Source organism: Acidisoma sp. (assembly GCF_965199065.1).
Taxonomy (GTDB): Bacteria; Pseudomonadota; Alphaproteobacteria; order Acetobacterales; family Acetobacteraceae; genus Acidisoma.
In genome coordinates this window covers 1581317-1606635 of sequence record NZ_CBDAQN010000003.1, presented here as the reverse complement: position 1 = coordinate 1606635, position 25319 = coordinate 1581317, and the positions used below count along the sequence as shown (strand labels likewise).

The window sequence follows — 25319 nt, the reverse complement described above, 5'->3', positions numbered from 1 at the left end:
AGGCAGCCCCCGAACCTAACGCGCCAGGGGGCGATACTTGATCCGGTGCGGCTCGGTCGCCTGGGCGCCCAGACGACGTCGCTTATCCTCTTCATAGGCCTGGAAATTGCCCTCGAACCACTCGACGCGGCTGTCGCCTTCAAAGGCCAGGATGTGCGTCGCGAGCCGGTCGAGGAACCAGCGGTCATGGCTGATGATCACCGCGCAACCCGGAAATTCCGAGAGCGCCTCCTCCAGCGCCCGCAGCGTGTCCACGTCGAGGTCGTTGGTCGGCTCGTCGAGCAGGATGACGTTGGCCTCAGTCCGCAGCATCTTGGCGAGGTGCACGCGGTTGCGCTCGCCGCCCGAGAGGATGCCGACCTTCTTCTGCTGGTCCGAACCCTTGAAGTTGAAGGCTCCGACGTAGGCGCGGGAGGCGACGGTGCGCTTACCCAGATGGATCACGTCGGTGCCGCCCGAGATCTCCTCCCAGACGCTCTTGTTCGCGTCGAGGGTATCCCGCGATTGGTCCACGTAGCCGAGCTTCACGGTTTCGCCGATCTTGAGGGCGCCGCCATCCGGCTCCTCCTGCCCGACGATCATACGGAAGAGCGTGGACTTGCCGGCGCCGTTGGGGCCGATGACGCCGACGATGCCACCGGGCGGCAGCTTGAAGTCGAGATCCTCGATGAGCAGCCGGTTGCCGAAGCCTTTGCGGAGCTTGTCGGCCTCGATGACCGTGCCGCCGAGCCGCGGTCCGGGTGGGATGACGATTTCGGCTATACCCGTCAGCCGCTCCTGGCTCTCCTGCAGCATCTCCTCATAGCGCTTGATGCGCGCCTGGCTCTTGGTCTGGCGAGCGCGCGGCGAAGACTGGATCCATTCGGATTCCGCTGCGAGCGCCCTTTGCCGCGCACTCTCCTCCTTTTCCTCCTGCTTGAGGCGCTTCCGCTTCTGGTCGAGCCAGGAGGAGTAGTTGCCCTCGAACGGATAGCCGCGCCCACGCTCGATCTCGAGAATCCAGTTGGTCACGTTGTCGAGGAAGTAGCGGTCATGGGTGATGATCATGACCGTGCCCGCGAATTCGCGCAGGGTGTGCTCCAGCCAGGCGACGCTCTCGGCGTCCAGATGGTTGGTCGGCTCGTCGAGCAGCAGGAGGTCGGGCTTCTCCAGCAGCAGGCGGCATAGGGCGACCCGTCGCCGCTCGCCGCCCGAGAGCTTGGTCACGTCGCTGTCTGCCGGTGGGCAACGGAGGGCGTCGAGCGCGATCTCGATGCGGCGATCCATCTCCCAGCCATCGCCGGCGTCGATCTTCTCCTGCAGGCTGGCCTGCTCGGCGAGGAGGTCGTTCATCTCGTCGTCCTCCATGGGCTCCATGAAGCGCTCGGAGATGGCGTTGAAGCGGGTCAGCGCCGCCTTCACCACGGCGAAGGCTTCGGCCACGTTCTCGCCGACGGTCTTGGTGGCGTCGAGCTGCGGCTCCTGTTCGAGGTAGCCGATACGGACGCCATCGGCCGCCCAGGCCTCGCCGCCAAATTCCTTTTCGACGCCCGCCATGATCTTGAGCAGGGTGGACTTGCCCGCGCCGTTGACGCCGAGCACGCCAATCTTCACGCCGGGAAGGAAGGAGAGGGTGATGCCCTTGAAGACCTCGCGGCCGCCTGGATAGGCCTTGGTCACATCCTTCATCACATAGACATATTGATAGGCGGCCATGGGGATGCTCCGAATGCGCGGGGGAATGGTGGTGTGGCTTCAGTGTAGCGCTTCCGCAACCCGCACAACATACCGGCGTCCGCTCGGCGGGTTCGTGATCTGCGGCCGTGCCGGCAGATGCCGAGGCCTCATCCCGATTGTTAACCTATCACGCCTTAGGTGTCGTCGGCTCCTGATCAGGAACCGGCATGAGGGCCAGCATAATCTTGCTCGCGATCTTCGTGAGCCTCACCTGCGTGGTCTCCGCCTCGGCTCGGGAGTGCCGGCAGCTGCTGCTCGGCGGCGTTGCGCCGGAGGTAAGGGGCGAACGAACCGCCTCGACGACGCTGGTTTGCCATCAAGCCTACGAGGCGCTGGTGTCGGACCGGGCACGCGACCCGCTGTGGTCCGCCGAGCGGCTGGTCGTTACTGCCGGGGCGCCGCTTGGCGGGCACCGCCATAAGTCTTCCTTCCGGGCGGAACTGCTGGTGCCGGCGGACGATAGGGCCGAACCGTGGGACTACGGCCACGGCTACGATCGTGGGCACATGACGCCGTCGGGTGACGTCGCACCTGGTTCCGCGCGCAAGGAGACATACAGCCTGGCGAATGTCGTGCCCCAGGCGTCTCGTCTCAACAGGGGCAAGTGGGAGCGGATCGAGAACGTCGTGCGCCGCCTGGCGCGCCGCGACGGTCCGCTTTACGTCGTCACTGGGCCGGTGCTTACCGCCGGCGATCGACGTACGCGGGATGGGGCCGTCGAGATCCCGGCCGCTACATGGAAAGCGGTCTATGACCCTGCCACGCGGCAGACGTTTGCCTGGATTTGCAGCAACGTCGCCGCGCCCAGCTGCGCCACAACGACCTTGGCCGCGATAGAGCAGGTTAGCGGCGTCGAGCCGTTCCCGTCGCTCGACAAACCAAAGCATGATCGACGGCGCCTGCTGAAATCTGGTGCGCCTGGCAGGAATCGAACCCGCAACCAAGCCGTTATGAGCGGCCCGCTCTAACCGTTGAGCTACAGGCGCAGAAGACCGCATATCCTCCAACCGGCCAGCTGTTGGCAAGCGGGGCCTTCGGCAAATGGATAGGTCGAGCCCTTCCCTCCCTGCCGTCCCTGAGCGACAATCATCTGACGCCCAAGGAGAGAAACCGCGCCGATGTCCAGCACCCGCCTTCGGAGGGCGTCCAACGTCGCGCCCAGCACCGGCCGTATCGCCGTGGCCAGCCTCGTCGGCACCACAGTCGAATTCTACGACTTCTATATTTATGGCACCGCCGCCGCCCTGGTGCTGGGACCGGTGTTCTTCCCGAGCCATGCGCCGAACTCCCAGACGCTCGCGGCCTTCCTGACCTTCGGTATCGCCTTCCTCGCACGCCCCATCGGCGCCTTCCTGTTCGGGCACTTCGGAGACCGCGTCGGTCGCAAGACGACCCTCGTCGCCTCCATGCTCGTCATGGGCATCTCGACCATGCTCATCGGGCTGTTGCCCGGCTACGGCTCGGCGGGCCTTGCGGCACCAATCCTCCTCTGTCTGCTGCGCCTGGGGCAAGGGCTCGGCCTCGGCGGCGAATGGGGTGGGGCGGCGCTGCTCGCGACCGAAAACGCACCCGCCGGCAAGCGCGGCTGGTTCGGCATGTTCCCCCAGCTTGGACCCTCAATCGGGTTCCTGCTGTCGAACGGGCTGTTCCTGCTGCTGTTCTCGGTCCTCACGAACGCCCAGTTCATGGCCTGGGGCTGGCGCATCCCCTTCCTGGCCAGCGCCGTGCTGGTCGGCATCGGCCTCTATGTCCGCGGCAGCTTACCCGAGACGGTAGCCTTCGCCCGCGCCTCCGCCCGGCTGGAGCGCGTTCGGCTGCCTCTGCGGGATGTGCTCGCGCGCCATTTTGCGCCGCTGCTCCTCGGCTCCTTCGCGATGGTTGTCTGCTACGCACTGTTCTACATCTCGACGGTGTTCGCGCTGGGCTACGGCACCAAGGTGCGGCACATCCCCCGCATCACGTTTCTTGAACTTCTTTGCATCGCGATCCTCGGCATGGCGGTGGCGACCCCCATTGCCGGCGCTCTGGCAGACCGGTTCGGCCGGCGGCCCGTGCTCCTCGTCGCGGCGGCGGCGGCGGCCCTCTCCGGCTTCGCGATTGCCCCCATGCTGGGCAGCGGGAACACCGGCACCGTGCTCGCGTTCCTCGTCATCGAACTGACGCTGATGGGCTTCACCTTCGCACCGATGGGCGCGCTGCTGCCCGAGCTGTTCCCGACCGCCGTGCGTTACACGGGCGCCGCCTCCGCTTACAGCCTGGGCGGCATTTTGGGCGGTTCGCTCGCGCCCTACATCGCCCAGCGCCTGGTAGCGACGGGTGGCCTGCCCTGGGTCGGCTACTACATCACCGGCGCGGGCATCGTCAGCTTCCTGGCGGTCATGGCGATGCGGGAGACGCGGCAGACCGACCTCAACCGGCTTGGCAAGAGACAGTGAATGAGGGAGGGTGCGCCGCCTTCAAAGCCTGTATCCAGGCTAACCTTCCAGCCAAGACCGGAGACCCTCATGGACTTAGCCAAAATCTCCACCGGCCGCGCCCCGCCCGCCGACATCAACGTGGTGATCGAAATCCCCCAAGGTTCGTCGGTCAAATACGAGGTCGACAAGGAGAGCGGCGCCATCGTCGTCGACCGCTTCCTGTTCACGCCGATGGCCTATCCGGCAGCCTATGGCTTCATCCCGAACACGCTGTCCGAGGATGGCGACCCTGCGGATGCGCTCGTTCTGGTGCCGGCGCAGGTCGTCCCCGGGGCCGTCATCCGCGCACGGCCGATCGGGGTGCTGTTCATGGAGGACGAGTCCGGCAAGGACGAGAAGATCATCTGCGTCCCGCATGACAAGGTCCACCCTCAGTTCAAGGATAACACGGAGCTGTCGACGCTGCCGGAGATCACCCTCAAGGTCATCGAGCACTTCTTCACCCGGTACAAGGACCTCGAACCCGGCAAATGGGTCAAGGTCGTCGGCTGGGGCGATCGTGCGGCCGCCGAGGCGGCGATCGAAGCCGGTATGAAGGCCTTCGCCGCCGACAAGGGCTGACGCGAACCCAGGGCGACAGCTTCGGAGGGTGCGACATGGAGGCGGCGGCGCCGGACTCGGAGGCACCAGGCCGTGAACTTGCTGTCACCGCCGTCGAAGCCGGGGCGCGGCGCTACTTCGCTGACCGGCGCCAGCGGATCAAACCCTTCATCGATGCCCATTTCTCGCTGAACGGCACCCTCAAGCTGCATCGTGCGGCGCTCGGCTGGGATATTCCGAAGGCGCCGCTGAACCTGTCGCTCGCGGCACCGCAACTCGCCATGCAGGTGGGAGCCATCGCCGCCGGGCGGATGGGCGCCAAGAAGGCGCAGACTTTTCTCAAGCGCTCCATCCTGCTGGAGACCTCGGTTTCGCGCGAGATCGAGTGGCTCGTGTTCACCGAGCTTTTAGAACTGCCGATCGCGCAGAAGAAGCGCCAGAGCCAGCATGATGCTCTGTCCGAGGCGATCCTCGGCGAGCCCATCGTCGCCGAAGCGGTGGAGGGCGCGCTGCGGGAAATTGGCCGCCACGGCGGCGACCCCGTTTTCCGCGAGCGGCTGCACCACGCGATGACGGTCTACGGCATTACCCGGAATGCGGCGGCGGAGATCACGACCGGGCTGCTCAACCTTGGGGCTGGCGCGGTGGCGCTCAACAAGCTGACGCCGGGAGCGATGTCCCTGGGCCCGGCGCTTGCCGCCGTGCTGTCGCAGCAGGCGGCGGTGAACGCGTTTCCGCTTGGCGGATGGCTCGGTGGTGTGTGGTACGGGTTCTTCCCGGTAGCGCCCGGCCTCGGCCTGGTCATGACGACGACGGGCGGGCTGATGCTCTTCTCGGCGACGTTCGCGGCCTTTGCCGGTGTCATTTCCGACCCGATCCAGCGGGCGACGGGGCTGCATCAGCGGCGGTTGGAGAAGATGGTCGACACGCTGGAGAGGCAGTTCTTCGACCCCACCGCGCCTGGCTTCGCCGTGCATGACCATTACGTCGCGCGGCTGGTGGACCTGTTCGATCTGCTCGGCGCCGCGGTGCGGCTGGCAAGCTAGCCTCACGGAACGATCGTTTGTCCGTCCCAGGCCAGCGAGTTGCCGCTGTCGGCCGACGTCAGCGTGTCGATCACCGCGAGCAGGTGGCGTGCCGAGGTCTCGGGCGTAAAGAGCCGGCCCTCGGCCACGCCACGCTGGAAGGGCTGGCTGAGGCCCGTATCCACCGTCCCGGGATGCAGGCCGACGCAGATCGCCTCGGGGTTCCGGCGTCCGGTCTCGATGGCGAGGTTGCGGAGGATCATGTTCAGCGCCGCCTTCGAGGCGCGATAGGCGTGCCAGCCGCCGGCGCGGTTATCGCCGATGCTGCCGACGCGGGCGGAGAGCGCCGCGAACACAGTCTTGCCGCGCGGCGCCATCAGCGGCAGCAGGTGCTTCGCCACCAGCGCAGGCCCCACCGTGTTGAGGCGAAAGCTCTCCATCAGCGCAACCGGATCGAGCGCGCGGTAGGTTTTCTCGGGCTGAGGAAAACCCGGCCCCTGCAAGGCGCCGGTCGCGACGATGACCAGTCGCAATGGAGAGGTAAGCGCGGCGGCGGCGGCGATGATGCTGGCCTCGTCCGTGATGTCGATCCGCGCGCTGCCGTCGAAGGACCGAGCGAGGGCGAAGACCGTGGTGAAAGAAGGGTCGTCGTGCAGTTGCGCCACTAGCGCGCCGCCGATGCCGCCCGATGCGCCAATGACGACGGCGCTGCCATCGGGCTCGAAGTTGCGCACTTACCAGCCCATGCTGCCGGGGACGCCTTTGAAGGGACCGACCAGATCCCGCGTGATCCAGCCGCCGTAGAAGCCGCCCGGCTGTGGCGTGACGGCTTCGTCACCGACGAAGCACTGGTCCATCATCCCGGCATAGACGGCCAGATGATCGCGGATCGCTGCGTAAGCTGGCACCGGGTCGGGGTAGCTCCAGCCAGCGCGGAGAGCGCGCTTCCCGCCCGCGCGGATGCTCCAATAGACTGCATCGCCCTTCCATTCGCAGAGGCTGCTTCCTGAGGCGGGCTCCAGCGTGCCCTCCACAAAAGCGTCATAGGGCAGGTAGTAGACTGGCGGATGCGAGGTCTCGAGAACGCGCCAACCGGCGTTCGTCGAGGCGATGGCGATGCCCCCGAAGACGATCCTCAAGCGTGCCGTGACCGGTTCGAGTGCCGGCGGCCTCGGGTAGTCCCACACGTTTTCCATAATCCAGGAGATGCGGGAAACTCAGGCGCCCGACAAGACCGCCCGTGCCACGTCGATAGACTGAGGGATCAGATGCAGCGCCACGAAGGCGTCGGCGATGTGCTGCTGGTCGCCGATGATCGCGGGCGACACCGGCACGACGCCATACTTCTGGCGGGTGAACCAGACCTTCAGGATTGCCGGCGGAATGCCTGTCGTGCGGGACATGTCGCCCGCGATCTCCTCGATGTGGGCGGGCTCCCATGCCTCTATCTCCTTTACCGCCGATACAGCCGCCGCGAGGGCCGGAGCGTTCTGGAGCGCGAAGGGCCGGCTCGACAGGTAGAAGGCGCGGTTCGGCATCAGCCCGGTGCCGTCGGTGAGAACTGTGGCGCCGGCGACCTGGGCGGCTGCGAGGAACGGGTCCCAGATCGACCAAGCATCGACCGAGCCGCTTTGCAGGGCGGTGCGGCCATCCGCCGGTTGCAGATAGACTGGCTGGATATCGCTGTAGTGCAGGCCGGCGTGCTGAATCGCCGCAACCAGCAGGTAATGCGCGCTCGACCCCTTCGCCACGGCCACTTTCTTGCCGCGAAGATCGGCGACCGACTTAAAGGTGGAGCCGGGTTCCGTCAGGATCGCGACCGACCGGGGCGACGGCTGGGTAGCTGCGGCATAGACCAGGGGCACCCCGGCAGCCTGCGCGAAGATGGGCGGCGGCTCGCCAGTGAACGCAAAATCTACGGCTCCTGCGTTAAGTGCCTCGAGGATCGGCGGGCCGGAGGTGAAGATCGCCCAGTCCACGGTGTAGCCGAGAGGCTTGAGCCGTTGCTCCAGCAGCCCTTGAGCCTTGAGCAAGGTCAGCGCCACCGAGGCCTTCTGATAGCCGACGCGGAACACGCGGTCAGCCGCGTGCGCCCTGGCACCGGCTACGACCGCCGGCAAGGCGAGACCGGCACGGAGGAGGGCGCGGCGGGGGGTGAGAATGAAATCCATCGTCATGACACAACCCTCTGTAGGTGGCATTCGACGGTATTGCTGACCGAGATCGTATGTCAAATAATAGAACTATCAATGAACGTAATTTGCGTGGCTGTTTGCTTGACCCATAGGAGAGTTGTCACGGAAATACGGTCGACCGGTCTGAGGCCGACATGCAGTCGAGGCCACCGGGCAGCCAAAAGCCCGCTCACTCAGGGATGCCGATGGAATACGCCCGCCGCTTCAAGTTTCTCGTCTGCGTCCCCTCGTTCAGCGAGACTGATCTCGAGGGCGCCCGCCTGCACCAGATCCTCACCGAGATCGAGCAGGACGGCTACACCATCATGCGCGCGCGCCGCGACGATGACGCCGAACTCGCCATTCGCACGGATGCCGCCATCGGCTGCGTGGTTGTCGACTGGGGCAAGAAGGGCGCGGGCGGCAAGTCCTCGGCGCTCATCCAGCTCATCCGCAAGCGCGGGCTCGATATGCCGATCATCGTGCTGGTGCGGCGGCAGACGCTGGAGCAGATCCCGGTGGAGGTGCTGGACCATGTCGACGGCTTCATCTTCCTTGGCGAGGAAACGCCCGACTTCATCGCCAAGAACCTCGTGGCGCGGCTGCGGCAGTATGCGGATAGCCTGAAGACGCCCTTTTTCGGCGCGCTGGTGGACTATTCGGAACAGGGCAACCAGCTTTGGACCTGCCCCGGCCATAACGGCGGCGCCTTCTACCGTCGCAGCCCCATCGGCCGCATCTTCGTGGAACACCTGGGCGAAGCCATCTTCCGCGACGACCTCGACAACTCCGTGCTCCAGCTCGGCGACCTGCTGACCCATGAAGGGCCCGCGCTCCGTGCCGAGCAGGAGGCGGCGAAAATCTTCGGCGCCGAACGCACCTATTTCGTGCTGAACGGCACCTCGACCTCCAATAAGGTGGCGCTGAGCGCCATCCTCGCGGAAGGCGACCTCGTGCTGTTCGACCGCAACAACCACAAGGCGGCGCATCACGGGGCCCTGTTCCTGGCGGGCGCGACGCCGATCTTCGTCGAGACCGCGCGCAACCCGCACGGCATGATCGGGCCGATGCGCCACATGGCGCTGGATGAGGCGCGGCTGCGGGAGGCGATCCGCGTTCATCCAAAGGTCACGGACCCCGAGGCGTGGCGGCGTCCGCGCCCCTTCCGTGCGGCGGTGGTCGAGCAATGCACCTACGACGGCACGATCGTGTCCGCGGATGAGATCCTGCGGCAGATCGGGCACCTCTGCGACTACATCCTGTTCGACGAGGCCTGGGCCGGGTTCATGAAGTTCCACCCGCTGTTCCGGGGGCGCTTCGGCATGGGGTTGCAGAACCTCGGGCCGGACGATCCCGGCATCATCGTGACCCAGAGTTCGCACAAGCAGCTCGCCAGCTTCTCGCAGGCCTCGCAGATCCACGTGAAGGACAGCCATCTCGACGGCCAGCGGCGGCAGGTCACGTCTCATCGCTTCAACGAAATGTTCCTGCTGCACGCCTCGACGAGCCCGTTCTATCCGCTGTTCGCCTCGCTCGACGTCGGCGCGCAGATGATGAAGGGCCGCTCGGGCGAGGTGCTGTGGGATGACACGGTGCGGCTCGGCATCGAGGTGCGGAAGAAGATCAGACTTGCCGCGCGGGAATATGGGGAGAACGAGGCCAACCCCGCCCGCCGCTGGTTCTTCGAACCCTTCGTGCCGCGCTTCATTCAGCCCTCCGACCCCGCTCAAGGGTTGGAAGGCGTGCGTTGGGAGGATGCGGAGACCGACCTGCTGGCGAGCGATCCCGCACAGTGGGAGTTGCTGCCGGGTGAGGCGTGGCATGGCTTCCCGCACGCGACGAAAGGCTGGGCGATCACCGACCCGAACAAGCTCACGGTTCTGACGCCGGGCTTCAGCGATACGTCGGAGGATCGCTACGCCGATCATGGCGTGGCCGCGCCGGTGGTGGCGGAATATCTGCGCGAGAACCGCATCGTGCCGGAGAAGAACGATCTCAACTCGCTGCTGTTCCTGCTGACGCCCGGCGTGGAGAGCAGCAAGGCCGGCACGTTGCTGGCGCATCTCGTGACGTTCAAGAAGCTGCATGATGACAACAGGCCGCTGGAGGAGGTGTTCCCCAGCTTCGTCGCGCGGCGGCCGCAGCGATACGCGGGCGTGCGGCTGCGGGATCTCTGCGCCGAAATGCACGCCTTCTATCGGAGGAGCGGAACGAGCGAGTTGCAGGCGGCTCAGTTCCGTGCCGAGCATCTGCCGGAGTTGGCGATGCATCCGCACGAGGCGACGCGCGAGTTGGTGCGCAACAACGTCGACTACGTGCCGCTGGATGAGACGGTCGGCCGCATTGCCGCGACGCTCTGGCTGGTCTATCCGCCCGGCATCGCGACGATCGTGCCGGGCGAACGGCTGGGACCGCCCGCTCGGCCGATGATCGAGTATCTCAAGGTGTTCGAGAGGTGCGTCGAACCTCTTTCCGGGTTTCGAGTCAGAGGTTCAGGGCCTATATCGCGAGAACAAGGACGGCGTGATGCGGTTCTACACCTACGTCATTCGCGAGTAGGCTGGGGCGTGACTGATTCGGCTTTGGTGTTGTTTTCGGGGGGGCAGGATTCTGCGACCTGTCTCGCCTGGGCCTTGGCGCGGTTTGCCCATGTCGAGACGATCGGCTTCGACTATGGCCAGCGGCACCGCGTGGAACTGGATGTGCGGCCGGCGTTTCTGTCGATGATGCGTCTGGAGTTTGCCGACTGGAAGGCGAAGCTCGGCGAGGACCACATGGTCGATGCGGCGGTCATCGGCAGGCTCAGCGACACTGCGCTGACTAGCGAGACAGAGATCGCGATGCAGGCGAACGGCTTGCCGAATACATTCGTGCCCGGTCGCAATATCCTGTTCCTGACGCTGGCGGGGGCTGTCGCCTATCGGCGCGGCATCAAACACATCGTGACCGGCGTCTGCGAGACGGATTACTCAGGTTATCCCGACTGCCGCGACGACACGATCAAGGCGCTGCAGGTGGCGCTCAACCTCGGCATGGATCAGCGCTTCGTGTTGCACACGCCGCTGATGTGGATTGACAAGGCGGCGACCTGGCGGCTGGCGGAGGATCTCGGCGGCGAGGCGCTCGTGGGGCTCATCAACCGCGAGACCCATTCCTGCTATCGCGGTGATCGGACGGTGCTGCACGACTGGGGTTATGGCTGCGGCGACTGCCCGGCCTGCGATTTGCGAGCACAAGGCTGGACGCGTTACATGCAAAGTCCGCGGACTTGATCCGCGGGTAGTCTCGCTTATGCCGCCACTGAGACCGGAGGGAGCAGTGCTTGTGCAGGAATTTTCCAAGATCGATGCAGCATCGAGACCTGTTCCATCGTCAGTCGCCTTCGGCGGTTGAGTATTTCGGAGGCGCGCGATCTCGACCCGAGCAGCCGCGCCAGATCGGCCTGGGTGAAGCCATTCTGTTCCATGAAAAATTGGATGACATCCACCGGATCCGCTGGCGAGTCGATGGACCAGTGGCGCCGCTCGTAATACTCAATGAGGGCGGACAGCACGTCGAACCGCGCAGCCGCCTCTGTTCCTTCGGCGGGCTCATGCTCGAAGTAGACGGCAATCTCTTGTAGTGCCCAGTCGTAGTCCGCCTCGGTCTTGATCGGTCGAATGTCCATCAAACCGCCTCCGGGTTAATTTTGTCATAGTCGGCATGGGTTCCGACGAACTTGATCAGCACGCGTGCATAGCCGTAGGCGACATGGACGACGAGCCGATACTTGTTGCCGCCGATGTTGAAGATCACGCGGTTGTCCTCAACAAAATCGGCGGTTCGGAACATGGCTTTGATGTCAGCCGGGCCCGCCCATGCCGCGCCACCAACCAGAGCATACCAGGCGCGGAGTGGGCTCTCTGCCTGAGGATGAGCCTCCCAGAAGAGCTTGAGCGTCCGCTTGGCGATGATCTGCACAAGCGGACCTTCTACACTGTTCCCAATACGGGAACAAGGCCTGATTTCGAGGGTCGGGAACTTACCGCTCCCGCTTCAGCGGACGAGCGTGCGGCTTCTCCTATGAGGAGAAGCGCGTTCTAAAGCAGCTTGCTGCGCTCCGCCTGCTTCTGAGCCTCCTGCGCCGACTTCAGCTGCGCCTTTGTGTACATCAAAGCGTGCGTTGCGAGGTCCACACTGTCCTCCCACAGGTTGCGCCAGATGCCGAGAATGCCCTCCAACGGCTGACCCACCACGCGAGACGAGAAAGACTCGAAGGTGATCGGCCCCTGATAGCCAGACTTCACCACCGCGCGGAACGCACCCGCGAGATCGATCGAGCCCGAACCCATGTAGCCGCGATGCGAATCACCGGTGTGGAAGTAACCGAGATACTCGCCGGTATCGACGATGGCCTGCGCCATGTCAGACTCCTCGATGTTCATGTGATAGACATCGAGATGCGCCCGCACGTTGGACAGCCCGATCCGCTTGCACATCTCGACCGCCTGCGAGGCAGTGTTGAGCACGTTGGACTCGTAGCGATTGACGACCTCCAACCCGAGGATGATGTTGCTGCGAGCCGCGATCTCACCGACGTGGTGCAGCGTCTCAACCGCGCGCGCGACGCCGTCCTTGGTTGTTGGAACAGCATATTTCTGAAACGCCGAGTGCAGGATGCCGCACAGATGCGTGGCGCCGATGTCCCGGCAGAGATAGATGAAATCTTCTAGCCGCTGCTGGCCGCGCTGCGTCTTCCCGGAGTCGTTGCTCGAAATATCCGTCGAGTCATCCAGACCGAACGACATGGTCGCGCCAAGCTTATGCTGCTCCAACTGCTTGCGCGTGAAATCGATGTCGACGAGCTTCGGGTCGAGCACCGAAATCTCGATCAGGTCATAACCGACCTCCGCCGTGCGCGAGATGGCGCGAGTACATTCCTCATGGCTCCAGCCCTTCTCCCAGACGAAGGCATGCACACCAAGCTTGTTCATTGGACCTCTCCTTTATCTCAGGCCGCGCCGACGATATGGGCGACAACCTCGTTCATGCTTGTTTCGGCAATCGCCTCGTCGGCGACCACCTGACCCTGCCGCAAAGCGACGACTCGGTCGCACACCGCAAACACATCCGTCAGCCTATGGCTAATGAGGATGACGGCAATCCCCTGGCGCTTCAACTCCCGCACCAGCTCGAGCACATGCTCCACCTCCCGCACCGCGAGCGCCGCCGTCGGCTCGTCCATGATGACGAGCTTGGGCGAAAACGTCAGCGCGCGGGCGATGGCGACCGACTGCTGCTGCCCGCCCGAGAGGTTGCCGACGAGATACCGCACCGACGGCACCCGCGCGCCGAGACGCTTGATCATCGCCTCGGCCTCACGCTCGATACGCGGCTTGTCGATGACCGGAAAGCCGAACACGCGCCGCATTGGCTCGCGGCCCAGGAAGATGTTCGAGGCGACGTTCTGCTGCTTCGCGAGCGCCAGATCCTGATAGATCATCTCGATCCCTCGCGACCTGATCTCGCCCGGATCCTGGCCCGATAGATCTTCGCCGGCGAAGCGGATGGTGCCGCTGGTCAGCCGGTGAATGCCGGTGATGGTCTTCATGAGCGTCGACTTGCCCGCGCCGTTGTCGCCGAGAAGCGCCACGGCCTCGCCGGCATTGACGGAGAAGGTGACGCCGCGCAGCGCCTCCACCGGGCCGAAGCTCTTGCGGACGTCGACAAGATCGAGAAGGCTCATGACCGCCCCCTGCCGCGATTGATCTGGTCGAGCCAGACGGCGAGCACGAGAACCGCGCCGATCGCCATCTGCTGATAGAACGACGAGACCGCAAGCAGGTTCAGGCCGTTCTGCAGCACGCCCATGATGAGCGCGCCGATGAGCGTGCCGATGACGCTGGCGCGCCCGCCGAAAAGATTGGTGCCGCCGAGGATCGCGGCGGTGATGGCGGTGAGCTCGTAGCTGGTGCCCGCGGTCGGGTCGCCCGAGTTCACCCGCGCGGCGAACAGCAGGCCGGCGAGCCCCGCCAATGTGCCCGACAGCGTATAGAGCATGATCCGCTGGCGATCGACGCGGATGCCGGTGGCGCGCGCCGCCGCCTCGTTGTCGCCGATGACGAGGGCGTATTTGCCGAACCGCGTGCTCGACAGCACGTAATGCGTCACCGCGGCGACGGCGAGGAAGATGATCGCCGGCACCGGCACGCCGAGCGGCCGTCCCTGACCGAGCCAGACGATCGGCGCGGGCAGGCCATAAACTGGCTGACCGTTGGTCAGCACCAGCGCGGCACCTCGGGCGACGCCGAGCATGCCGAGCGTCACGATGAAGGCGGGGATGCGCGCGCGGGCCACGAGCAACCCGTTGATGACGCCGCAGAGCCCGCCCGCGAGCAGGGCGAAGACGATGGCGAAGGGCCACGGGAGCCCGATGGCGTTGACCGACAGCGCCGAGACGACGGCGGCGAAGCCGAGCACCGAGCCGATCGAGAGGTCGATGCCGGCGGCCGCGATCACGAAGGTGGAGGCGAAGCCGAGGATGCCGATGACCGACGTCGCCAGCAGGATGTTGAAGGCGTTCGACAGGCTGAGGAAATAGGGCGAGGCGATCGACAGCCCGACGATCAGCACGATCAGCACGATCAGGCTTTCCAGCCGGATCGCGCCGCCGAGGCCGCGCAGTGTGAGGGGGCGGCGGATCGCCGCTACGCTGGTGTCCATGTCCGTCTCCAGGGCGGAGGGCGGCGAACCGCCCGCCCGCTCACTTCATGTATTGGAGGTTCGGGTCGGTGCCGGCCGTCAGCACCGCCTCGGTCACCACCAGCGTCGGCACGTGGATGACCGAAGGCACAGTCTGGCCCGCCAGCACCTTCTTCACGTTGGCGACGGCCTCGATGCCCTCGAGATAGGGCAGCTGCGCCACCGTCGCCGTCAGCCGTCCGGCCTTGATCGACTTCACGCCATCGACGGTGCCGTCCACGCCGACGACGGTGATCTTGCCGCCTTTGCCATCCGCGAAAACGGATTCCACCGCGCCCAAAGCCATGGTGTCGTTGCAGGCGAAAATCCCGACGAGGTTGGGGTTCCGCTGGAGGGTGTCGTTGGTGACGTTGGCCGCCTTGTTGGCGTCCCAGTCGCCGGGCAGCGAAGCGACGACCTTGAGGCCGGGCGCGACCTTCGCCAGTTCATCCTTGAAGCCGCTGGCGCGCATCTCGCCGGTCACGTTGCCGGGCAGGCCCTCGATCACGAGAACGGGGCCGGTAGCGGACTTGCCGAGATGCTCGGCGAAGAAGTCGGCGGCCTGAGCCCCGGCATGCGTGTTGTCCGAGCCAATGCGGAACGCGATCTTCACCCCGGCCTTGGCAGTGATGGCGGGGTCGAGGTTGGCGTCGAGATCGACCACCGGGATGTTCGACTGGTTGGCGCTGCTCATGCACGGCAGCAGGTTCGACGAGTTGATGGCGGCGGCGATCAGCGCCTTGGGGTTGCGCTCCAGCATCGTGTTGCAGAGGTTGAGCTGGGTCTCGGCGTCCTGGTCGGATTGCGCCGCCTGCTGGAAGATTGTCACACCCGATTGCTTGCCGCCCTCGGCAATACCCTTGGACATCGCGCCCCAGAACGGGTTCGCGAGGGTCTTGAGCAAGACGCCGTAGGTGGGCTCATCGGCGCGCGCGCCGGCGCTCATCCCCAACACGAGCGCAAGGGCTGTGGTGATGGCCAGATTTTTGTTTCTCATTTTGGACTTCCCTCCGTTTGTTATTTTAAGACGAGAGACCGATCGGGACCTTCGCCCGATCATGGACGGCCACGCGGGCGCGCTGCGTGGACTCGCGCACGGCGAGCGCGCAGGGCAGGCGCAGGTGCCGGCGAACGCCCTTCGGGTCCGCCAGCCGCTCGCGCAGCAGCGACCAGACCGCGTCCGCCATCGCAGCCACTGGCTGGGCAACGACGCTGAGGTACGGCCGCAGCACCGTCATCCAGTCGGTATCGTCGAAACCGAGCAAGGACACCTCCGCCGGGAAATCGAGGTCGAGCGCCCGGATCGCCTTCACCGCCCCCAGCGTCGCCACGTAGTTGGCGGCGAAGATCGCCGACGGTGGCTCGGCGCGCAGCAGTTCCTGCTCGATGACGCCACGACAGCCCTCGATCGTGAATCCGCCAGCCAGGATGCGGGCGCGACCGGCCAATCCTGCCTCTGCGAGGGCCGCGCCGTAGCCGGCAATCCGCTCGCGCATGTTGTCGAGGTCGGGCGAGGTGACGACGAAGGCGATGTCGCGATGGCCGAGGCCGATGAGGTGGGCCGAGCCTCGGACGGCGGCGTCGAGGTTGTCGGCGGTGACGGTATCGAAATCGGCGTGGCCGAAGCCGCGATCCATGAGCACGGTCGGCGGTAGGCGGGACCGGTTGGCGACGAGCGCCGCCGTCTCGTCGCGCGCCGGGGCCATGATGAGCCCGTCGATCTGGCGGGAGAGCAGGGTCTGGAGCCGGTCGCTCTCACGGGCTTCGTCCTCGTTCGAGCCAACGAGCAGGATCTGGTAGCCGCCCTCGGCTGCGAGATCCTCCAGACGGTGGACGAGAGCGGCGAAGAAGGGATTGGTGAGATCCGGCACGACGATGCCCACGGTGTCGGTGCGCATCCGGCGGAGGCTGGAGGCGAGTTGGTTCGGCCGGTAGCCAGTGGCGGCAATGGCGGCGGTGACGCGGTCCCGTAATTCCGGCCGTACCTGCCGCCGCCCGCTGAGCACGTTGGAGACGGTGGCGGGGGCGACGCCGGCACGCCTCGCCACGTCCCGCATCGTCGGCACTCCAGCCGGCAAAAAACGATTTTCCTCGCCGATCGTCATGTGATGGCGATGGGTTTGGATCGCAGCCGTTCGGCGACGCCGGGGTCGGCGCGGCGGCAAAGCTGCGGCGGCAGGCCGCGCAGGATGAGTTCGGCATCGGCCACCGTCATCCGTCCGATGGCATGAAGGGCGTCGACCGTGCCGCCCGTGCGATGCGCCGAGAGCAGCAGACCCGGGATGCGGCGCACCGGATCATCGGCGGGCACCGGTTCCTCGGGGAAGACGTCGGTCGCCGCCCGGATATGGCCGCTCTCCACGGCGGCCAGAAACGCGGGGAAGTCGACGACGCCGGCGCGGCTCATCAGCAGCACGGCCGAGCCCGGCTGGATGAGCGCGAACTCCCGCGCGCCGAGAAAACCCTGGTTGTCGCTGGTGACGGTCGCAAAGATGAGGATGACGCGGGCGCGGCGCAGCAGATCATCGAGGCCCACCGGCTCTGCGTGGTGGCGGCGGATGAGGTCGTCCGGCAGCCATGGGTCGTGGACGAGCACCTCGTTGTCGAACGGCATGATGAGGCGCCGAAACTCGCGGCCGAGGTCGCCGAAGCCGATGAGGCCGACGGTGCTGCCGGCGAAGCGGAAGGTGCCGGTGTTGCCGGCGAGGCCGTAGGATTCGGAGCCGTCCCGCATCGCGCGGTCGGCCTGGGTGATGCCGCGGGCGAGGTCGATCGCCATGGCGAGGGCAGCCTCGGCGACCGGCGCCGCAAAGGCCGAGGCTGGCGTCAGCACCCAGATGCCGCGCGCCTGACAGGCAGCGTAATCGATGTTGGGCAGGAGATTGGTCTCGACGTTGAAGATCGCGCGGAGGTTGGGGGCGCGATCGAGCCGTGCCTTCGGCATCGCGGTCTGGCCGATAACGAGCACCGTGTCGGGCAGCAGGCGGTCGATCGTCTCGTCCGGCATCGGCCGGTCCTCGGAGATGACGAGTTCGCCCAGCCGTTCGAAACGGGCGCGTGTCGGCGCATCCATGATGAGGTCCAGGGTCCGCGGCAGCGGGTCCACGAGCACGACGTTGCCCAAAGCCAAGCCCTCCCCGGGGCGCGTTCTTTTTTGTTGAGCAATCATGACAATAAATCGATTTTCGGACAAGCCGGATTTAGCGGCAACCGCCAAAGGCTTGGATCTTTTCGGGTTCCATCTTAGCTAGGCTCGAAACCGGAAGGCGTGGAATGACCCCTGCGATCAATTTCGTCCTCACCCTGATCCTGCGCCTTGTCACGGCGGTGATGGCCGTGATCGGCGTCATCGAGGCGGGACTGCGCCGCTTGCTCGTCCAGGCGGGCGTCAACGGCGAGCTTCAGTCGGCGGTCCTCATCGTGGTGGCGATCCTGCTCATTATCGCGGCGATCCGCCTGTTGGGCGGCGTCTTCGGGTTGCTCATCACGGTTCTGCTGATACTTCTGATCGTGAACCTGCTCATGCCCGGTTTCCACATCCCGACGACCGCGCACGTCTGAGGCGCCACGTCCTCGGGCGACAACGCTGCGAGGACATCATGCTGCAAGGCTTCTTTATTCTGCTCGCCTGCCAACTGGTGGGCGAAAGCATGGCGCGTGGCCTGCATGTGCCGATCCCGGGGCCGGTGCTGGGCATCATGCTGTTGCTGATACTTCTCGCGGTCAGAGGCTGGCAGACCGGCGACGATCCCGCCCGGCCGGATACGGCGCTGGGCTTCGCCTCCGACGGGCTGTTGCGCAACCTCGGGCTGCTCTTCGTGCCCGCGGGCGTCGGTATCGTGCAGAGCTTTCACCTCGTGCTCGCGAACGGCGTGGCGGTGATCCTGGCCCTCCTCGGCTCGAGCCTCATCACGATGGTCGTCACCGTCTCCGTGTTTCGGCTCGTCTCCCGCGCGGTTGCCGGGAGGGCGGGGGCGTGACCGCGCCCGCCGATCTCTTCCACCTCTGGGTCTACCTCGCGGCGAGCCCGCTGCTGTGGCTGACGGTCACGATCGGCGTCTATCTGATGGCACAGCAGGCCTCGGCGCTGAGCGGCAACAACCCGCTGGTCAACCCGGTTCTGATCTCGATCGTCATCATCGTGCTGCTGCTCATCGTGACCAAAACCGACTACCGCGTCTATTTCGCAGGCGCGCAGTTCGTGCATTTCACACTCGGCCCGGCGACGGTGGCGCTCGGCGTGCCGCTCTACCGCAACCGCGCGCTGGTGCGGGGCGCGGCGTTGCCAATTATCGCCGCCCTTCTGGTGGGCGCGCCGACCGCCATGCTCTCCGCCGTCTGGATCGCGAGCGCTTTGGGCGCGCCGATGTCGCTGAAGCTGGCGCTCATCCCGAAATCGGTGACCGCCGGCATCGCGATGGGCATCGCCCGGCAGATCGGCGGCGACCCGACGCTGACGGCGGTGTTCGTCATCGCGACCGGGATCATCGGCGCCATCATGGTCACGCCGCTGATGAACCTGCTGGGCATCCGCGACTACGCGGCGCGTGGTTTCGCGGCGGGGCTCGCGGCGCATGGCATCGGCACCGCCCGCGCCTTTCAGGTGGATGACGTGGCGGGCGCCTTCGCGGGGCTCGCCATGGCGCTGAACGGGCTGATGACGGCGGTAGGCGCGCCCCTCATTCTCGCCCTGATCCGCCCGTAAACGATCCGCGAGACAGTAGCGGGGGCAGGGACGCATGAGTGGAGTGGTGGCGAGGCCGCTAGCCGTCGCGTCCCGGCCTGTCCGGTGGCTGCCCTGGACGATCGGGGGCGGGCTGGTTCTGCTGGCCGCGCTGACGCGGCTGCCGGCTTTCGCGCTGAGCGTCGTCGACTGGGACGAGAGCCTCTACTTCATCATGGCCGAGCAATGGCGGGCTGGGCATCTGCCGTACACCACCGTCTGGGACAACAAGCCGATCGGCATCTACGCGGTGTTCGCGGCCTTCCAGGCGTTGCTGGGTGATACGCCCGTCGCCATGCGGGTGGCGGGCGTGCTGGCGATCGGGGCGACGGCCGTGCTGGTCTATCGCCTCACCAGCCACCTGTTGAGGGAGGCGCCCGCGCTGACGGCGGAACTGTCGGGCGCTCTGGCGGGCGCGTTGTACATCGTCACCACGATTCCGGATGGCGGCGTCGCCTCCAACACCGAGATCTTCATGGAGGCGTTCACCTGCCTCGGCATGCTGCTGGCGCTGGCGCCTGTCGGCCCGTTGCGATGGGGGAGGGTTCTGGCGACCGGGCTGAGCCTGGGCGTCGCCTTCATGCTGAAATACGTGGCTGTCTTCGACATGTTCGCGGTGTTCCTGGCCATGACCATGCTGCCGGGGCGGACGCAGGCGCGCCTGATCCGACTGTGGGACGTGGTGAGGCTGGGGCTGGTGTTCAGCCTCGGCGCAGTGGTGCCCTTCGTTGCGGCGGTGCTGCTCTACGCGGCTCATGGCAGGCTCGGTGTCTTCCTGCAGGCGAGCCTGCTCTCCAACCTGCGGCGCGTTGCGATCCCGCTTTCGGGTCACAGTTTTCTCGGCAATTTCCACGGCCAGATGGTGCTGTACCCCACACTCTACGCGGCAGCGCTCTGGGTCGTCCTGCGGCTGTTCATGAGCCGAGGCGAGGGACGCATCGAGATGCTGGTGCTGCTGTTCTGGGCGGTGACGTCCAGTGTCGGCGTCGCTTCGGGCGGGCTCTACTTCAGCCACTACTTCCTGCAGCTTCTGCCGGTGCTGTGCATCGCGGCCGGGCTGATGGCCGGGCAGGCGGCTACATGGCGGCGACCGGTTCCCAAGGCGGTCCTCTTCGTGCTGCTGGCGGCGGGGCTGGTCCCGTCCATCCGTGAAGCCGCTGTCGATATCGGACGCATGGTCCCGATCCTGATGCGTCCGCCTGTCGGCTTCGGCCCGTTGCGGGATACGCCGGCCGAAGCGGCGAGCGCACTCCAGCCGGAACTGGCGAAGGCTCCGGGGCAGACGATCTATGTGTTCGACAGCGAGCCGGTGCTCTACAGCCTGCTCCACGCGAGGCTGCCGACGAAGTACGTGTTTCCGTCGTTCCTGCTCACCCGGCTGTTGTCGTACACCGTGAACATCGACCCGGTGGCGCAGTTGAACGCCATCATGGCGCAGCGGCCTCTATTCGTGATCCGCCGCCGCGTCTCGCAATACACGTCGCCGCAGGTCCGCAACGCGGCAGTCTACGCCACGATGGCCGCGGATCTCGCGGCCGACTACAGCGTCTGGCGCGCGTATGACACCATGATCGTCTACCGGCGAAGATCCTGATCCTCGTTGGATGCTTCGATGGCGTCCAGCACGGCCTCCGGGGCCACATCCCGGCTGATCTCGTCGATCTCGCGCCCCGGCACGGCATGCACCCCGAGCTTCTCCGAGATCGCGGCCACCATCTCGGTGAGCTTGGTCAACTCGTGCTCGGCCAGGAGATTGATGTGGAGGTCGAGATCGGCGCGCTTGTCGGCCGTCGCCGCCATGCGGTTCTGGCTGATGAGGACGAAGGTCGAGAGGAAGATGGCTTCGACCGAAGCCTCCATGGCCAGGATCACGAAGGACGGGTCGAAGCGCCGGACGCCAGGGACCCAGCCCAAGTTGATGACGATCCAGAGCGTGTAGATGACCAGATGCAGGCAGACGAACAGCATGCTGCCGGTGAAGCCAGTGATCCTGTCGGCCACCCGCTCCTGGAGGGATGACGCCGCCAAGTCGCGTTTCCGGCGCTCGGCAAGTTGCTCGATGTTCCGCTTGAGGGCACTGTGCAGGCTGTCGGCCGAGGGTGGCGGCACGGTCGGCGTCGTCGGCATGGTTCGATCCCGGGAAGTGTCTCTGCCCGCCATGTCGGGTGCCGGCGCCGGTTAAGCGAGGGCTACGGCGAAATTCCCGCATGAAGGGCACGCAGACGCGACAACCCCTCGGCTGAGCCCAGCACCGCCGCAGTTTCAGGCTTCGTGAGCGCGGAGAGGGCACCTTGCAGCGTCTCGGCCTCGGCGAGCTTGGTGAGGCCGACCAGCAACGGCACGTCGATCGGGTCGCGCCCGGGCCTGCGAGCCGGCGGCAGCATGGCCTCATGGGCGCTCAACAGAATGGGGTCATGTAGCAGGCGGCCGACAGCGCCATCGGTCTCGCCCGCGAAGCCCGCGTGCCACGCGGCAGCGCGAACCATGACACCCGAGGCCGCACGCTCCTCGGTGATGCTGAGGAGCCCCAGCCGCTTAAGCCCGAGGCCGAGGCCCTGGCTGCCGGTCAGCATCACGAGCGGCACCGCGAGCACGAGCCCCGCCAGCACCGGCGTCATCCACAGGAACAGTGCCGGCGAGACGGCATAGGCGGCGAGAGCAAGCACCACGCCGAAGACCATGAAGCGCCAGTACTGCCGCCAGATGATCCTCAGCGGCACCGCCGCCCCATCGCGCTGCTGAGCGTTCCAGCCGGAATCCCGGCCGCCGAGGATCTGCATCACCCCCTCGGTCTGGATCAGCATCGCGACCGGGGCAATGAGCCCGCCGAGCAGCGTCTCCAGCAGCAGGCTGAGCAGCGCACGGACGGCGCCGCCGCAGCCGCGTCGCAACGGGCCGTCGAACAATAGCAGGATATAGGCCAGCAGCTTCGGCGCCAGCAGGACCGCCATGGTGGCGATGAACACCCACTTCGCGAGGATGGGATCGACGTGCGGCCAGCGCGGGAACAGAGATTTGGAGGTTCCGAAATACTGCGGCAGCACGAAGCGCGATTGGAGCGAGATGAGAACACCCGCCAGCAGGAAGCACAGCCACAGCGGCGAGGTCACGTAGCTGCCGATGCCCATCAGCAGATGCAGCCGGCTGATCCAGTTCAGACCTCGCGCCGGCAACACGCCGATGTGCTGGAGGTTGCCCTGGCACCAGCGCCGATCGCGGATCGCGACATCGGTCAGCGACGGCGGGCTTTCCTCGAAGCTGCCGGCAAGGCCGGGCACCATATGAATCGCCCAGCCGCCCCGGCGCATCAAGGCTGCCTCGACGAAATCATGGCTGAGGATGGCGCCCCCGAAGGGCTTGCGGCCCGGCAGATGCGGCAGCCCGGCCTGCTCGGCGAAGGCCTGCGTGCGGATGATGGCGTTGTGACCCCAGTAGTTGCCTTCGGAGCCGTGCCACCAGGTTATCCCCTGGGCGATCAGCGGCCCGTAGACCCGCCCGGCGAACTGCTGCATCCGGGCAAAGAGCGTGGTGCCGTTGACGATCACCGGCAGCGTCTGGATCAGGCCGACGCCAGGGTGCCGCTCCATGGCCGCCGCCATCCGCACGATGGTGGCGCCCTCCATCAGGCTGTCGGCGTCGAGTGTCAGCATCTGCGGATAGGCGCCGCCGAAGCGCCGCACCCACTCCGCCAGATTGCCCGATTTGCGCTCGGTATTCTTGGGCCGGCGGCGATAGAAGATCTGCCGCGCCCCAGCGCCGGCGCGAGCCCGCAGCGCCAGGAATGCGGCTTCCTCGGCGATCCATACATCCGGGTCGGTCGTGTCGCTGAGGATGAAGATGTCGAACATGGCGCCGAGGCCGGTCGCGGCCAACGATTCATGAATCGCGAGAACGGCGGCCATGACACGGCCGGGGCTCTCGTTATAGGTCGGCATCAGCAGCGCCGTACGGCTGGCGAGTTCGGGCAGCGGACCGTCCCGCGTGATGCCGAGGCCCAGACCGCCGCCGGAGATCGCCGCGATGAACCCGCCGACGGCACTCATGAAGGCCAGCGCCACCCAGGCGAACAAGGCCAGGAACAGCACGAGCACGACGATCCCGAGGATGCTCGGCCCGTTGCCGTTGAGCACGCGATACATCTGCCAGCCGCCAGCCGCGGTCATCGCCACCGCGCCGCCGATGACGAACAGCCGTCGGAGTGCGATGCCGCGCGGGCTGGTCACCGGGCGCCGTGCATGTGGCGGGGAGACGCCGAGCGACTGCACCGGCATCGCCAGCGGCACCTCCGGCGGCAGCGCCGTGAAGCCGCCGGCGGCGGCCGGCAGGTCCAGCGCCTCGCTCACGGTGTCCATCGATAGAGCCAGGTTTCCGAAACCGGCGTCTGGCCGTTCATGAGCACGCCGTTGAGTTCGACGAGCGGCGCGCTGCCCGGCGTCAGCGTGAACAAGACGCGCCAGCCGCCGAGGGCCGGGTTGGGCTCCACCACCACGCCGGTGATCTTGCCCGTGTTGGCGCCGAGTTGGGCATGCAGCGACGCATCGGCGGGTAGCGCCTTCAGATCGTCACCGACGAAATCGAGCGCGAACTCCAGCCCGGGGTGATCGTCCGAGTTGCCGATCCGTGTGTCGACGACGCGGCCGAGCTTCGTCGGCCACGGGCAGTCCCAGCCCCAATGCATGCGGTAGGTGAAAGTGTATTCGCCCTTCGCCGCGAGCTTGTCCTTCGGGCGCCAGAAGGCAACGATGTTGTCGTTGACCTCGTTGGGCGAAGGGATCTCGACAAGGTCGACAGCACCCTGCCCCCAGTCGCCGATCGGCTCGATCCAGAGGCTTGGGCGCTTCTCGTATTGCAGCGCGATGTCCTGATAGTCGGAGAAGCTGCGCTTGCGCTGCATGAGCCCGAAACCGTGCGGATTGGTGTCGCCGAAAGCGCTGAATTGCAGCGTGACGGGGTCGTTGAGCGGCCGCCAGATCTGGGCGCCGCCACCCGACCATATCGAAAGACCCTCGGAGTCATGGGCCGCGGGTCGCCAGTCATTCACCTTGTTGCGGTTGTTGGCATCGAAATAAAACATGCCGGTCAGCGTCCCGAGGCCGGGCTCGGTGATGTCGACGCGCGGATAGAGCGCGCTTTCCACGTCGAAAAGCGTCTCCGAACCGGGCGTGATGGTGAAGGTGAAGGCGCCCGTCACGCTCTGGCTGTCGAGCAACGCATGCAGAACGATCGAGGTCTGCCCGGGCAGTGGCCGCTCCAGCCAGAAGGCGCTGAAGCGGGCGAACTCCTCACCCTTCGGGTTGCCTGTCCCGATCGCGAGGCCGCGCGCGGAGAGGCCGTAGATCTGGCCCTTCGCCACCGCGCGGAAGTAGCTGGCGCCGAGGAAGACGCAGAATTCCTCGAATACATCCGGGTTGTTGAGAGGGTTGAGGATGCGCAGGCCCGAGAAACCGATGTCGCCCGGCACCTTCAGCTTGGGATCGGCGAAGTCGAACAGGTCGGAGCTGTAGGGCACGGCAGTCGCCTGACCGTCGGCGACCTCGAACATGTCCACCCGCGCCTCATACAGGAAACCGCGCGGGAAGAACTGCACCTGGAACCGAAGCTTCTGGTTGTGCCACAGCGCCTGTTCGGGCCGATAGACGATGCCCCGGTAGTCGTCATAGGTGAGATGTGCGAGCGGGCCGGGGAGGCGGGTGTCAGGTCCGCGATATGGCTGCACCGCCATCTGCTGCGCGAGGCGCCGCACCGTCGACTGGTCGAACGGTCCCGGCGCCGGGCCCACGGGTGACGCGGTCGCGGCGCGAGCAGGAGAGAGGCCGGAGGTGGAGAATGCAGCCAGGGCAGAGAAGCCGATGCCGCCGTGAATGAAATCGCGTCGCTGCAAAGACAGTCCTTCCGTCCGGATTAGTCGCTGTTGCAATCCGCAAGGTGGTCCCATGTTGTGGCT

The 25319-nt window shown here is 66.1% G+C and carries 23 protein-coding genes, 1 tRNA gene and 2 pseudogenes; 10 read left to right on the top strand and 16 right to left on the bottom strand.

The window, feature by feature from the left end; genetic code table 11:
- Positions 1-15: 15 nt before the first annotated feature.
- Complete coding sequence (gene ettA, locus ACOEQ1_RS15625; RefSeq protein WP_419760159.1) at positions 16-1695, bottom strand: energy-dependent translational throttle protein EttA; 1680 nt, start codon at positions 1693-1695, stop codon at positions 16-18.
- A 188-nt stretch (positions 1696-1883) separates the two neighbouring features.
- On the opposite strand from ettA, the pseudogene ACOEQ1_RS15620 reads away from it, so the two are divergent.
- Positions 1884-2573 (top strand): annotated as a pseudogene (locus ACOEQ1_RS15620) (DNA/RNA non-specific endonuclease); the annotation flags it as partial.
- A gap of 53 nt (positions 2574-2626) precedes the next feature.
- Here ACOEQ1_RS15620 and ACOEQ1_RS15615 read toward each other — a convergent pair.
- Positions 2627-2702, bottom strand: a tRNA-Ile gene (locus tag ACOEQ1_RS15615).
- Positions 2703-2834: 132 nt separating this feature from the next.
- Between ACOEQ1_RS15615 and ACOEQ1_RS15610 the strand changes: the two genes are divergently transcribed.
- The 3 genes from ACOEQ1_RS15610 to ACOEQ1_RS15600 all read left to right on the top strand — a co-directional run bounded on the left by ACOEQ1_RS15610 (position 2835) and on the right by ACOEQ1_RS15600 (position 5779).
- Positions 2835-4151 carry an MFS transporter gene (locus ACOEQ1_RS15610; RefSeq protein ID WP_419760158.1) on the top strand — a complete coding sequence of 439 codons (1317 nt, stop codon included), beginning with the start codon at positions 2835-2837 and terminating at the stop codon, positions 4149-4151.
- 69 nt (positions 4152-4220) lie between these two features.
- Entirely contained in the window at positions 4221-4754 is a 534-nt protein-coding gene (gene ppa, locus ACOEQ1_RS15605) for an inorganic diphosphatase (RefSeq protein ID WP_419760157.1), read from the top strand.
- 35 nt (positions 4755-4789) lie between these two features.
- Positions 4790-5779, top strand: a complete 990-nt coding sequence (locus ACOEQ1_RS15600) for a DUF6635 family protein (protein WP_419760156.1) — start codon at positions 4790-4792, stop codon at positions 5777-5779.
- A gap of 2 nt (positions 5780-5781) precedes the next feature.
- On the opposite strand, the gene ACOEQ1_RS15595 is transcribed toward ACOEQ1_RS15600, so the two are convergent.
- The 3 genes from ACOEQ1_RS15595 to ACOEQ1_RS15585 are packed head-to-tail and all read right to left on the bottom strand — an operon-like array spanning position 5782 to position 7935.
- On the bottom strand, positions 5782-6492 hold the full coding sequence (locus ACOEQ1_RS15595; protein ID WP_419760155.1) for an SDR family NAD(P)-dependent oxidoreductase: 711 nt from the start codon (positions 6490-6492) through the stop codon (positions 5782-5784).
- Positions 6493-6954: a DUF427 domain-containing protein gene (locus ACOEQ1_RS15590; RefSeq protein WP_419760154.1), complete on the bottom strand. Its 462-nt coding sequence runs from the start codon at positions 6952-6954 to the stop codon at positions 6493-6495.
- A gap of 21 nt (positions 6955-6975) precedes the next feature.
- A complete protein-coding gene (locus ACOEQ1_RS15585; RefSeq protein WP_419760153.1) occupies positions 6976-7935 on the bottom strand; it encodes an aliphatic sulfonate ABC transporter substrate-binding protein in 960 nt (319 codons plus the stop codon).
- Positions 7936-8087: 152 nt separating this feature from the next.
- Between ACOEQ1_RS15585 and ACOEQ1_RS15580 the strand changes: the two are divergent.
- Both ACOEQ1_RS15580 and queC read left to right on the top strand, forming a co-directional pair.
- Positions 8088-10361 (top strand): annotated as a pseudogene (locus tag ACOEQ1_RS15580) (Orn/Lys/Arg decarboxylase N-terminal domain-containing protein); the annotation flags it as partial.
- Positions 10362-10499: 138 nt separating this feature from the next.
- Positions 10500-11204 carry a 7-cyano-7-deazaguanine synthase QueC gene (queC, locus tag ACOEQ1_RS15575; protein ID WP_419760714.1) on the top strand — a complete coding sequence of 235 codons (705 nt, stop codon included), beginning with the start codon at positions 10500-10502 and terminating at the stop codon, positions 11202-11204.
- A 17-nt stretch (positions 11205-11221) separates the two neighbouring features.
- On the opposite strand, the gene ACOEQ1_RS15570 is transcribed toward queC, so the two are convergent.
- From ACOEQ1_RS15570 to ACOEQ1_RS15535, 8 genes are all read right to left on the bottom strand, one after another.
- The gene (locus ACOEQ1_RS15570; protein ID WP_419760152.1) at positions 11222-11599 is read right to left on the bottom strand and encodes a helix-turn-helix domain-containing protein; all 378 of its coding nucleotides are present in this window, start codon (positions 11597-11599) and stop codon (positions 11222-11224) included.
- The gene (locus ACOEQ1_RS15565) at positions 11599-11892 is read right to left on the bottom strand and encodes a type II toxin-antitoxin system HigB family toxin (RefSeq protein ID WP_419760151.1); all 294 of its coding nucleotides are present in this window, start codon (positions 11890-11892) and stop codon (positions 11599-11601) included. The genes ACOEQ1_RS15570 and ACOEQ1_RS15565 overlap by 1 nt, the downstream gene beginning before the upstream one ends.
- A 119-nt stretch (positions 11893-12011) precedes the next feature.
- On the bottom strand, positions 12012-12905 hold the full coding sequence (locus ACOEQ1_RS15560; RefSeq protein ID WP_419760150.1) for a sugar phosphate isomerase/epimerase family protein: 894 nt from the start codon (positions 12903-12905) through the stop codon (positions 12012-12014).
- Positions 12906-12922: 17 nt separating this feature from the next.
- On the bottom strand, positions 12923-13657 hold the full coding sequence (locus ACOEQ1_RS15555; RefSeq protein ID WP_419760149.1) for an ATP-binding cassette domain-containing protein: 735 nt from the start codon (positions 13655-13657) through the stop codon (positions 12923-12925).
- A complete protein-coding gene (locus ACOEQ1_RS15550) occupies positions 13654-14634 on the bottom strand; it encodes an ABC transporter permease (RefSeq protein ID WP_419760148.1) in 981 nt (326 codons plus the stop codon). The genes ACOEQ1_RS15555 and ACOEQ1_RS15550 overlap by 4 nt, the downstream gene beginning before the upstream one ends.
- 40 nt (positions 14635-14674) lie before the next feature.
- Positions 14675-15649: a substrate-binding domain-containing protein gene (locus ACOEQ1_RS15545; RefSeq protein ID WP_419760147.1), complete on the bottom strand. Its 975-nt coding sequence runs from the start codon at positions 15647-15649 to the stop codon at positions 14675-14677.
- A 25-nt stretch (positions 15650-15674) separates the two neighbouring features.
- Positions 15675-16730: a LacI family DNA-binding transcriptional regulator gene (locus tag ACOEQ1_RS15540; RefSeq protein ID WP_419760146.1), complete on the bottom strand. Its 1056-nt coding sequence runs from the start codon at positions 16728-16730 to the stop codon at positions 15675-15677.
- Positions 16731-16753: 23 nt separating this feature from the next.
- A complete protein-coding gene (locus tag ACOEQ1_RS15535; RefSeq protein WP_419760145.1) occupies positions 16754-17782 on the bottom strand; it encodes an NAD(P)-dependent oxidoreductase in 1029 nt (342 codons plus the stop codon).
- A 143-nt stretch (positions 17783-17925) separates the two neighbouring features.
- Between ACOEQ1_RS15535 and ACOEQ1_RS15530 the strand changes: the two genes are divergently transcribed.
- From ACOEQ1_RS15530 to ACOEQ1_RS15515, 4 genes are read left to right on the top strand one after another with little or no spacing between them, the layout of a single operon-like run.
- Positions 17926-18213 carry a hypothetical protein gene (locus tag ACOEQ1_RS15530; protein WP_419760144.1) on the top strand — a complete coding sequence of 96 codons (288 nt, stop codon included), beginning with the start codon at positions 17926-17928 and terminating at the stop codon, positions 18211-18213.
- Between the two features lie 38 nt (positions 18214-18251).
- Positions 18252-18632 carry a CidA/LrgA family protein gene (locus ACOEQ1_RS15525; RefSeq protein WP_419760143.1) on the top strand — a complete coding sequence of 127 codons (381 nt, stop codon included), beginning with the start codon at positions 18252-18254 and terminating at the stop codon, positions 18630-18632.
- A complete protein-coding gene (locus tag ACOEQ1_RS15520) occupies positions 18629-19357 on the top strand; it encodes an LrgB family protein (RefSeq protein WP_419760142.1) in 729 nt (242 codons plus the stop codon). The genes ACOEQ1_RS15525 and ACOEQ1_RS15520 overlap by 4 nt, the downstream gene beginning before the upstream one ends.
- Before the next feature lie 46 nt (positions 19358-19403).
- Positions 19404-20969, top strand: coding sequence for an ArnT family glycosyltransferase (locus tag ACOEQ1_RS15515; protein ID WP_419760141.1), 1566 nt, complete (start codon positions 19404-19406; stop codon positions 20967-20969).
- On the opposite strand, the gene ACOEQ1_RS15510 is transcribed toward ACOEQ1_RS15515, so the two are convergent.
- The 3 genes from ACOEQ1_RS15510 to ACOEQ1_RS15500 form a co-directional block, all read right to left on the bottom strand.
- Positions 20951-21502 (bottom strand): DUF1003 domain-containing protein, encoded by a 552-nt coding sequence (locus tag ACOEQ1_RS15510; RefSeq protein WP_419760140.1) that lies wholly within the window; start codon positions 21500-21502, stop codon positions 20951-20953. The two genes, ACOEQ1_RS15515 and ACOEQ1_RS15510, sit on opposite strands and share 19 nt — an antisense overlap.
- Positions 21503-21564: 62 nt before the next feature.
- Positions 21565-23727, bottom strand: coding sequence for a glucans biosynthesis glucosyltransferase MdoH (gene mdoH / locus ACOEQ1_RS15505; RefSeq protein WP_419760139.1), 2163 nt, complete (start codon positions 23725-23727; stop codon positions 21565-21567).
- The gene (locus ACOEQ1_RS15500; RefSeq protein ID WP_419760713.1) at positions 23715-25310 is read right to left on the bottom strand and encodes a glucan biosynthesis protein; all 1596 of its coding nucleotides are present in this window, start codon (positions 25308-25310) and stop codon (positions 23715-23717) included. The genes mdoH and ACOEQ1_RS15500 overlap by 13 nt, the downstream gene beginning before the upstream one ends.
- Between the last annotated feature and the right edge of the window lie 9 nt (positions 25311-25319).

Coding starts and splice junctions, on each gene's coding strand:
- ettA (WP_419760159.1), bottom strand. CDS start 1,695: ATGGCCGCCTATCAATATGTCTATGTGATGAAGGATGTGACCAAGGCC.
- ACOEQ1_RS15610 (WP_419760158.1), top strand. CDS start 2,835: ATGTCCAGCACCCGCCTTCGGAGGGCGTCCAACGTCGCGCCCAGCACC.
- ppa (WP_419760157.1), top strand. CDS start 4,221: ATGGACTTAGCCAAAATCTCCACCGGCCGCGCCCCGCCCGCCGACATC.
- ACOEQ1_RS15600 (WP_419760156.1), top strand. CDS start 4,790: ATGGAGGCGGCGGCGCCGGACTCGGAGGCACCAGGCCGTGAACTTGCT.
- ACOEQ1_RS15590 (WP_419760154.1), bottom strand. CDS start 6,954: ATGGAAAACGTGTGGGACTACCCGAGGCCGCCGGCACTCGAACCGGTC.
- ACOEQ1_RS15585 (WP_419760153.1), bottom strand. CDS start 7,935: ATGACGATGGATTTCATTCTCACCCCCCGCCGCGCCCTCCTCCGTGCC.
- ACOEQ1_RS15570 (WP_419760152.1), bottom strand. CDS start 11,599: ATGGACATTCGACCGATCAAGACCGAGGCGGACTACGACTGGGCACTA.
- ACOEQ1_RS15560 (WP_419760150.1), bottom strand. CDS start 12,905: ATGAACAAGCTTGGTGTGCATGCCTTCGTCTGGGAGAAGGGCTGGAGC.
- ACOEQ1_RS15555 (WP_419760149.1), bottom strand. CDS start 13,657: ATGAGCCTTCTCGATCTTGTCGACGTCCGCAAGAGCTTCGGCCCGGTG.
- ACOEQ1_RS15550 (WP_419760148.1), bottom strand. CDS start 14,634: ATGGACACCAGCGTAGCGGCGATCCGCCGCCCCCTCACACTGCGCGGC.
- ACOEQ1_RS15545 (WP_419760147.1), bottom strand. CDS start 15,649: ATGAGAAACAAAAATCTGGCCATCACCACAGCCCTTGCGCTCGTGTTG.
- ACOEQ1_RS15530 (WP_419760144.1), top strand. CDS start 17,926: ATGACCCCTGCGATCAATTTCGTCCTCACCCTGATCCTGCGCCTTGTC.
- ACOEQ1_RS15525 (WP_419760143.1), top strand. CDS start 18,252: ATGCTGCAAGGCTTCTTTATTCTGCTCGCCTGCCAACTGGTGGGCGAA.
- ACOEQ1_RS15510 (WP_419760140.1), bottom strand. CDS start 21,502: ATGCCGACGACGCCGACCGTGCCGCCACCCTCGGCCGACAGCCTGCAC.
- mdoH (WP_419760139.1), bottom strand. CDS start 23,727: ATGGACACCGTGAGCGAGGCGCTGGACCTGCCGGCCGCCGCCGGCGGC.
- ACOEQ1_RS15500 (WP_419760713.1), bottom strand. CDS start 25,310: ATGGGACCACCTTGCGGATTGCAACAGCGACTAATCCGGACGGAAGGA.